The 9,303-nt window shown below is 66.7% G+C and carries 5 protein-coding genes; 3 read left to right on the plus strand and 2 right to left on the minus strand.

Going from position 1 to position 9,303, the window contains the following annotated elements; translation table 11 throughout:
- Positions 1 to 111 precede the first annotated feature (111 nt).
- Complete coding sequence (locus tag EV560_RS13135) at positions 112 to 1,176, plus strand: LacI family DNA-binding transcriptional regulator (protein WP_131856171.1); 1,065 nt, start codon at positions 112 to 114, stop codon at positions 1,174 to 1,176.
- A 100-nt stretch (positions 1,177 to 1,276) separates the two neighbouring features.
- Here the strand turns inward: EV560_RS13135 and EV560_RS13140 are convergent, their stop codons facing one another.
- A complete protein-coding gene (locus EV560_RS13140) occupies positions 1,277 to 4,933 on the minus strand; it encodes a beta strand repeat-containing protein (RefSeq protein ID WP_131856172.1) in 3,657 nt (1,218 codons plus the stop codon).
- Between the two features lie 407 nt (positions 4,934 to 5,340).
- On the opposite strand from EV560_RS13140, the gene EV560_RS13145 reads away from it, so the two are divergent.
- Entirely contained in the window at positions 5,341 to 7,080 is a 1,740-nt protein-coding gene (locus tag EV560_RS13145) for a type I secretion system permease/ATPase (RefSeq protein ID WP_131856173.1), read from the plus strand.
- Complete coding sequence (locus EV560_RS13150) at positions 7,067 to 8,440, plus strand: HlyD family type I secretion periplasmic adaptor subunit (RefSeq protein ID WP_131856174.1); 1,374 nt, start codon at positions 7,067 to 7,069, stop codon at positions 8,438 to 8,440. Before EV560_RS13145 ends, EV560_RS13150 begins: the two co-directional genes overlap by 14 nt.
- Before the next feature lie 659 nt (positions 8,441 to 9,099).
- On the opposite strand, the gene EV560_RS36040 is transcribed toward EV560_RS13150, so the two are convergent.
- Positions 9,100 to 9,303 (minus strand): hypothetical protein (locus EV560_RS36040; protein WP_207908012.1); only part of this gene is annotated, 204 nt, incomplete at its 5' end.

A 9,303-nucleotide genomic window follows, 5' to 3' on the forward strand; every position in this document is an offset into this window, starting at 1 on the left:
CATAATCCGCCCGAGCGAGCGCCATTTCTCGCATCTGCGAGATATCATTGCCTGACGTGACTGGAATAATTCCTCTGGCAAAGGATATCGTTATCGTGAAATAATGCCTCTATGGATGTGAAACCACCCTTGCGTGCGCCGACCGTCACCGATGTCGCCGCTGCCGCCGGCGTCTCGCCGATGACGGTGTCGCGCGTGCTGAATGGCCGCGGCGGGGCGGGAGAGGAGACACGCCGGCGCGTGCTCGAGGCGGCGCAGGCGCTGAACTATCGCCCGAACGCCTTCGCCCAGAGCCTGAAGAACGACCGCTCGAACACAGTCGGCATCATCGTGCCCGACATCGTCAACCCGTTCTTCCCCGAGATCATCCGCGGCGCCGAGCTCGTCGCCCGGCCGGCCGGCTATACCTTGCTCTCCTGCAACGTGGTCGAGGATCCCGAGCGCGAGGAGGAGGTGCTCGGCACCTTGCTCGACAAGCGCGTCGACGGCGTCATCATCTGCAGCGCCCGCCTCGACGAGGAGCGGCTGCTGCGGGCGATCCAGCCGCATCGCGCCGTCGTCCTGATCAACCGTTCGGCGGCCAAGCGCTTCGCCGGCACCATCGAGGTCGATTACCGCGCCGGAGTCGAGGCCGTCGTCTCGCGGTTGATCGCGCAAGGCCGGCGCCGCTTCGTCTTCGCCGCCGGCCCGGCCTATTCCCATGGCGGCCGTAAGCGGCGGGAGGGCGTCGAGGCGGTCCTGTCCCGCCACGGGCTGTCGCTCGTCCATGATGTCCCGTGCACGCCCGACCTCCAGGGCGGCATCGATGTTGCCGCCAGGCTGAAGCCGAGCGCGGCCGAGATCGATGCCGTGATCTGCTACAATGACCTGATCGCGCTCGGCCTGATGAAGCAGTTCGAAATGGCCGGCATCGCCGTGCCGGACCAGGTCGCGATCGTCGGCTGCGACGATATTCCGGCGGCCTCGCTGGTCTCGCCGCCGCTGACGACCTTGCGGATCGCCAAGCAGGATCTTGGCGAGATGGCGATGCGCATGCTGCTCGACCGGATCGCCGGCCGCAACGCCCAGCAGGGCATCGTCATCGAGCCCGACCTGATCCTGCGCGCGACCACGCCGGCCGATGCCGCCCAGTCCCATGCCGATGCCACGCGGGAACGCGCTGCTGCACCGATCTGAAGGGTGACGAGCGGCCACCGGAACGGTCGCCACTCATGCTCATCCATAAAGAAAAGGGGCGCCTTTCGGCGCCCCTTCGTCCTGTGTTGCTGCGCCCGGATCAGGCGAAGCGGAAATCGTCGGCGGCAAGAGAGCCGAGCTGGGTGTGCTCCAGCGTGAGCGAGGTGTTGCCGTCGATGGAGAGCACGACGTCGTCGCCGACCTGAGCGGCCGTCGCCATCAGCGCGGTGAAGTCGTGAACCAGCGCGGCCGCGAACTCGATCACGTCGCCATTCCCTGCGAAATCGGTGATCGTGTCGTTGCCGAAGCCGGCCGCGAAGACGAAGTTGTCGTCGCCCGAACCGCCCGTGAGCACGTCGTTGCCGGCGCCGCCCTCGATATGGTCATCGCCCGAGCCGCCGCTGACGCTGTCATTGCCGAGGCCGCCGAGCAGGTGGTCGTCGCCCGAGCCGCCGGAGAGGACGTCGTCATCGGCGCCGCCGTCCAGGCTGTCATCGCCCGAGCCGCCATTCAGCGTGTCGAACCCGGCGCTGCCGGCGAGCGTGTCGTCGCCCGCGCCGCCGGTCAGCGTGTCGTTGCCGCCAGCGCCGTCGAGGCTGTCATCACCATTGCCGCCGGTCACCGTGTCGTTGCCGTCGCCGAACATCAGGTTCTCGATGTTGGTGAAGGTGTCGAAACCGATGCCGGCGCCGGAGACGTGGCCGGCAGCGAAGTCGACATAGATCGGGCCGGTAGCACGCGCCAGGAAGAGCGTGTCGAAGCCGTCGCCGCCATCGATCGTATCATTGCCCTCGTCGGCGAGGATCGTGTCGTCGCCGGCGCCGGCGTCGATCGTGTCGTTGCCGGACGAGGCGAAGATGTGGTCATTGCCTGCGCCGGCATGGATCACGTCGTCACCGAAGCTGGTGGTGATATCGTCATTGCCGTTGCCGGCGTCGACGGTGACCGCGCCGAGATAGTCGTTCATCGTGATACGGTCGTTGCCGTCGCCGAGCAGGATCGTGCCCTCGACATTCGAGCCGATATAGAGATTCACGACGTCGTCGCCGGCGCCCATGTCGATCGCCGAGCCGCCCATGGCCTTGATCGTGCCGGAGTTGCTCAGGACGTCGTTGCCGCCGCCCATCGCCAGGCCGCCGAGGATCCGGCCGGCGCTGCCGTTGATGATCTCGTCGTCATAGGTGCCGACAAGGTTGATCGCCTCGTTGCCGCGCAGATCGAAATGCGCCGCATCCGCCGGGAGGACGCCCTCGGGGCCGTGCCCGTCGCCGCGGATGGTGCCGTCGTTGACGATCAGGGTCTTGCCGAGCGCGTTGGCGTTGCCTGAATTGTCGACCTGGATGCCGCGGCCGTAGCCGTAGATCTCGGCGCCGGCATTGTTGACGATGGTGCCGCCGCCGATGGCGATGCCTTCGGAGATGTTCGGCTCGCCATCGTGGTAGCCTTGGTGGCCGAGGCCGCGGATGGCGCCGTAGTTGGTGATCGTGGCGAGACCGTCGACGTCGATCGCGTCGCCGTCGCTATCGGCGAGCTCCGCCGAGCGGCCTTCCATCGTGCCCTTGTTGGTGACAGTAACGCGGTCCGCCTCCAAGCCCGAGTTGTCGATGTTAACGGCCGAGCCATTGCGGCCGATCATCGTGCCTTCGTTGTAGACGGTGACGGCCTTCTCACCGGTCACCGCATGCTTGGCACCTTCGAGCGTGCCGCCGGCATAGTTGTTGACCTTGCCGCCCGCGTCGCCCTGGAAGTCGATCAGGTCGCCGCCTCCGACGAGACCCGTCGCAGCGGTGATCAGTCCCCAGTTGTTCACGACGCCGTTCTCGCCGGGCCGGATCACGTCGGCGCTGTCGGTGCTGGTGCCGGCGTTGCGGATGATGCCGCCCGCCAGGTTGTTGATGACGCCATGGGCGCCATTGCCGTCGAAGCTGCGGAAATCGATCACGCGGCCGCTATCGCCGGCCTCGATCGTGCCGGAATTGTTGAGGGTGATGACCGCGCCCGCCGCCGCGTTGGCGTTCGGGGTGATCGGGCCGCGGATGACGCCGCCGGCCAGGTTGTTGAACGCCAGCGAGCCGGTGGCGCCAGCGGTGTTGGCGAGCACGCGGGTGGTGCCTTCGATCGTGCCGGCATTGTCGATGATGGCGTCGCCGCCGCCCTGCCAGGTGACCGCGGTGGCGGCAGTCAGCTTGCCGCCGGCCTCGATCGAGACATGGTCGTCATTGTCGACGATGATGCCGCTGGTGATCGCAGCGCCGTTCTTGACGGTGATGGTCTCGTAATCGCCGGTCGCGGCGACCGTCCAGTTGCCGCTGGCGACGAGCAGGTTCTCGACATGGGCGACCGCGCCAAGGCTGCCGGTACCGGTGCCGAGGAGCTTGATCGTGTCGTCGCCTTCTCCGCCATCGGCATTGACGGCCGTGGTGCCACCGGTGCTGACCTCGATCGTGTCGTCGCCCTCGCCGCCATTGGCGGTGTCGCCGGCGCCGACGACGATGCGGTCATTGCCCTCGCCGCCGGTGAGCGTGTTCACCTGAGCGTCGCCAATCAGCACGTCGTCGCCCATGCCGCCGATGACGTTCTCGATGCCGTTGAGCGTGTCGCGGCCGGCCTCGTCGCCCGTCGCGATGCCGCTCTGCAGGTCGACGGTGACGCCCGCGGTGTCGTCGGAATAATCGGCCGTGTCGGTGCCGGCGCCGCCGATGAGCGTGTCATTGTCTTCGCCGCCGACGAGAACGTCGTTGCCGGCATCGCCGATCAGGATGTCGTCGCCGGCGCGGCCGATCAGGCGGTCATTGTCGTCGCCGCCCTGCAGGGCATCGTCGCCTTCGCCGCCGTCGATCACGTCGTCGCCCGCGCCGCCCTTGACGAGGTCATCGCCGCTGCCGGTGGTCACGGTGTCGTTGCCCGCGCCCGCGTCGATGTCCAGATCGCCGTCGACCGCGGTCAGCACGTCATCGCCGGTGCCGAGCAGGATCTTGCCGTAGACGTTCGAACCTTCTTCGAGCGTGACGGTGTCATTGCCGGCGCCCATGTCGATCGCAGCGCCGTCGGTGGCGACAATCGCGCCGGAATTGATGAGCGTGTCGTTGCCGCCGAGCATCGCGACGCCGCCGACCAGGATCTCGCTGTTGTTCAGGTAGTCATCGGCATCGCTGAAGGCGGGAGCGGCGTTGTCGCCGATGTCGTCAGCCGGAACCTGCGCGGCGAGATCGTCGCCGGCAGGAGCCGAGCCGTCCTGCGCATGCTCGTCGCTGCCGGTGGGCGCGACGACATTGGCGTGGACGCGCGAGCGGAGGGTATCCGCGGCGGTCTCGCTGTCCATATTGACGGAGGGCGGCTCATAGGCCGCGAAGGTCGAACCGGCATCGTGGATGCCGATCGACGGGTTGATGAAATCGTTGCTGAGTTCCGCCAGGAAGACCGGGGAGGTCGAGCTGCCGGTATAGGCCCGCAGCCCCTTGATGCTGCCGGTGATGTCGCTGACCGACTCGTCCTGCTGCTCGATCGTGCCGAGATTGCTGGTCGCCTCGCCCGAGGGGAGGCTGCTCATGGTGACGCGCGTGCCGGCTGCGATGTCGGCATTGGCCGTCCACGCCCAGCTCGCGGTCGCACCGCCGAACTCCAGGCCGTCCCAGCTGCCATTGGTGAAGTTGATCACGCTACCGGCGAGCACAGGCTCCAGGACGACGAAGGCGACGCCATCATCGGAATCAGCGCTGTAACCGACGAAAGTAATGGAACCGGGGGCAAGAGCCATCTGGGGAATCCTTCAAACCAGGCGCAACGAAATGACCAACCGGGCGCACGGACGCGTCAGGTCGGACAGCTCACCGTCAGGGAGCCGTTGGCGCGCAATTGGACTCGACTCGATGACGGTTTGTTTACTCTTTCTTAACGAATGCAGAAATTTCAGCAGAGTATTGTGTCGGCAAATCAAATAACGGGGCGAACAGCCCAAAAATCCAGCTGTAGATCGCGTCTGGGCGCTCGATCCGGAATACAGAATAGTTAGCCGGATATAGCCTCTCACCCTGAATATGCAGCCGCGCTAGACATGGGATCGGGTCGGGCCGTGTCATTAAACCGACGCACAGGCCCGATACCGGCATCGCATTCGGGTGCCGTATCCACGGTCGCTGTCGCGTTTGGTCTACGAGTTCACCGTTGCTACCCAAATCTCCCCAAAATGCCGCGAGCGAGGCGCTGGCCTCGTGTCGTTCGGGCTTTCTCGCGGTGGCGCTGTTCTCAGCGCTGGTCAACATCCTGATGTTGACCGGGTCGCTCTACATGCTGCAGGTCTATGACCGGGTTCTGCCCTCGCGCAGCGTGCCGACCCTCATCGCACTCTCGATCATCGTCGCCGCGCTCTATATCCTGCTTGGCGTCTTCGACTGGCTGCGCCAGCGTATCCTGAGCCGGATCGGTGTCGCGCTCGACCGCAAGCTCGCCGAGCCGGTGGTCGGTGCCATCCTCGGCGCCCAGGTGCGCGGCGCTCCCAATGGCACGCAGCTTTCGCGCGATCTGGACAGCGTGCGCAGCTTCCTCTCGGGGCTCGGGCCGACGACCCTGTTCGACCTGCCCTGGATCCCGCTCTATGGCGGCCTCTGCTTCCTTCTCCATCCCTATCTCGGCTGGACTCTGGTCGCCGGCGCGATACTGCTGATCCTGGTCGCGTTGCTGACCGAGGTGCTGACCCGCCGTCCGAGCGCCGAATCCTCGCGCATCGGCGCCGAACGCTCGGCGCTGCTCGAGGCGTCGCGGCGCAATGCCGAGGCCGTTGCCGCGCTCGGCATGGAGCGGCGCGTGAGCAAGCTGTTCGATCGCGTCAATGACCGCTATGTCGCGACTAATCTCGGCGCCTCCGATCTCTCGAGCGGCCTCGGCACCTTGTCGAAGACCGTTCGCTTCATGCTGCAATCGGCGATGCTCGGCATGGGCGCCTGGCTGGTGATGAACGACCAGGCCTCGTCGGGCGTGATGATCGCCTCCTCAATCCTCAGCAGCCGGGCGCTTGCCCCGATCGAGCTTGCCATCGGCAGCTGGCGGCCCTTCGTCGGCGCCCGCCAGGCCTGGCAGCGCCTGAAGACGGCCCTGGGCGAGACGCGCTCCCATCCGATGATCGCGCCGGACCGGCCGACGCAGCGGCTGACGCTCGAACATGTCTTCGTCGGACCGCCGGGCGGCCAGAGCCCTATCGTGAAGGATGCCGGCTTCGCGCTGAAGGCCGGCCAGGGACTCGCGGTCATCGGCCCCTCGGCCTCCGGAAAATCCAGCCTTGCCCGGGCGCTGGTCGGTGTCTGGCCGATCATGCGCGGCAGCCTGCGCCTCGACGGCGCCACACTCGAGCAATGGTCTCCCGAGCAGCGCGGCGCGATGATCGGCTATATGCCGCAGGACGTGCAGCTCTTCGCCGGCACCGTTGCCGAGAACATCTCCCGCTTCGATCCTCACATCAGCGAGGAGGCCGTGCTCGGCGCAGCGAAGGCGGCGGGCGCCTATGACATGATCCTCGGCTTGCCCAGGGGCTTTGAGACGCCGGTCGGCGAGGCCGGCGGTATCCTCTCGGGCGGCCAGCGCCAGCGTATCGCGCTTGCGCGCGCGCTCTACCGCGACCCGTTCCTGGTCGTACTCGACGAGCCGAATGCCAATCTCGACGCAGAGGGCGACGCAGCGCTGACGGCCGCCATCGGCAGCGTGCGCGAACGCGGCGGCATCGTCGTCGTCATCGCTCACCGGCCCTCGGCATTGGCCGGGATCGACCTGGTGCTGATCCTCGCCGAGGGTCAGGTTCAGGCCTTCGGGCCAAAGGAAGAGGTTCTGCGCAAGAGCCTCGCGGCGACGCCGGGACCATCCGGCGTCAGCTTCGCAACCCCCAAGATCGTGGTGGCCGATGCGCGCGGTTGATGAACGCAATCCGGTCGGTGGCGCCTTGGTCAACCCGGGCGCGCAAGGTCCGGCGCCGGCGCGCAAGCTCGATCCTTGGCGCGAGATGCGCGGCGCGACCATCTTCGGCGTTGCGACCATCGCCGTACTCTTCGGCACGGTCGGTCTCTGGGCAGCGACAGCTCCGCTCGCCGGCGCAGTCATCGCGTCGGGCCGCGTCGTCGTCGAGAGCAATGTTCGGCGGATCCAGCACCCGTCCGGCGGTGTCGTGGCGGAAATCCGCGTCAAGGATGGCGACCACGTGAAGGGCGGCGATGTCCTGGTGCGGCTGGACGAGACGCATGCACGGGCGAGCCTGGCGCTGATCGAGATCGAGCTGCGTCGCTTCCAGGCCCGCAAGGCCCGTCTCGAGGCGGAGCGCGATGGCAAACCCGATTTTGTGTTGCCCAGCGACCTGATCGAACGGGCTTCCGATCCTGCGATCGTCCAGGCGATCGAGGGCGAACGCTCGCTGTTCCGCTCGCGGCGCGAGGCGGCCGAGGGCCAGACCTCGCAGTTCCGCGAACGCATCGCCCAATCGCGCGAGGAGATCCGGGGGCTCGCGGCGCAAGTCGAGGCGAAACGGATCCAGTCCAACCTGATCCGGCAGGAACTGGAGGGCGTCCAGAAGCTCTACGATCAAAGCCTCGTCGCGATCTCGCGGTTGACCGCGCTGCAGCGTGAGGCGTCGCGCCTGGTCGGCGAGGAGGGCAGCCTCGTCGCCGATACCGCACGGGTGAAGGGCCGCATCGCCGAGACCGAGCTGCAGATCCTCCAGATCGCTCAGGACCTGCGCCGTGAGGTCACGACCGAATTGCGCGACGTCGACGGCAAGATTGCCGACCTGTCCGAGCGGCGCATCGCCGCGGTTGACCAGCTGGCGCGCACCGAGATGCGTGCGCCTCAGGACGGCATCGTCCATCAGGCTACCGTGCATACGATCGGCGGCGTCATCGCCCCTGCCGAGCAGATCATGCTGATTGTGCCGCAAACCGACGGCCTGGTCGTCGAGGCCCGCATCGAGCCGCAGATGATCGATCGCCTGCGTGTCGGCCAGGCAGTGGTGCTGCGCTTTCCGGCCTTCGATAGCGCTACCACGCCGGACCTGCACGGCAAGCTGAGCCAGGTCGCGGCCGACGCCTCGACCGACGAGAAGACCGGAGTGTCCTATTACACGGCTCGGGTCTCGCTGGAGCAGGTCGAGCTCGACAGGCTTGGCGGCAAGTCCCTCATGCCGGGCATGCCGGTCGAGACCTTCATCCAGACCGGGATGCGGACCGCGCTGGCCTATCTGGTCAAGCCGCTCCAGGATCAGGTCACCCGCACCTTCCGCTACGACTGAGTTCTACGGCGGCATCTCGACAAGGCCGGTGGCAGTGCTGCTTCTACTCGGCACACGGGTCCCGGTTGACACTCCCTGCAGTGGCAGACGGGCTCCGCCTCTTCCCCCTCTCCAGTATCGTCGGGGTCGCAGCTTCGGCACCGGCACGATCACCGGCTCCGCTCCGCTGACGGCGAGGCTTGCGCCAGCGGCTTCCCTTTCCTTCGGCAAGCCGAGGCCGATCAGCCTGAATCCTGTCGAGCTGCTGGCGGCAGGTCGAACGTGATGCGTTCGGACTGAGGCGGGGGTGATCGTCAGGCGTTGTGTCGATCTCGCCAGGGGCAGCCTAAGGAGGCAGCCCGCATCGCCAACCGCTTTCACGGTTCAGAGGTGATCGTTATCGGCGCCGTTTGGCTATTGTTTGCTCCAGGGCGCGCAACTCATGGCCTGGATCGAGACAGTACTGCTTCCCCGGCCATCACGCGAAGCGCCGGGTCAAGCCGGGGCAGTACCTCGAGCCTCTGGCCGCACTAGGATCGATCGGGGCAGCGTACGCGCTGTTCCTCGTGCGCCTTTCATGGCCTTGGTTGGCAGAGATCGACGATTGCTAGGAGGCACATTCGTCGTCGCGGGGCGTGTTGTTCCCGCGGGGCGCAGCAGCATGATTGCGATGGCGCGTTTCAGGCTTTGGATCTGAACTGGCTTTGGCTGGCGTTCAGGGGCGCTTCATCGCCCGGCGCGCTCGCATGGCGGCCGCCTGAGCGGGCGCACTCATGTCGGCCAGGTGCGGTGAAGCCCAGGAACGCAAAAAGGGCCCGGCGTATTGCCGGGCCCTTTTGAGATTTGGTTGCGGGGGCAGGATTTGAACCTACGACCTTCAGGTT

Source organism: Allobosea sp. BK604, assembly GCF_004341515.1.
Lineage (GTDB): Bacteria > Pseudomonadota > Alphaproteobacteria > Rhizobiales > Beijerinckiaceae > Allobosea.

Bases quoted from the DNA above. Each gene is read 5' to 3' on its own strand.
- EV560_RS13135 (WP_131856171.1), top strand. From the start codon at position 112: ATGGATGTGAAACCACCCTTGCGTGCGCCGACCGTCACCGATGTCGCC.
- EV560_RS13140 (WP_131856172.1), bottom strand. From the start codon at position 4,933: ATGGCTCTTGCCCCCGGTTCCATTACTTTCGTCGGTTACAGCGCTGAT.
- EV560_RS13150 (WP_131856174.1), top strand. From the start codon at position 7,067: ATGCGCGCGGTTGATGAACGCAATCCGGTCGGTGGCGCCTTGGTCAAC.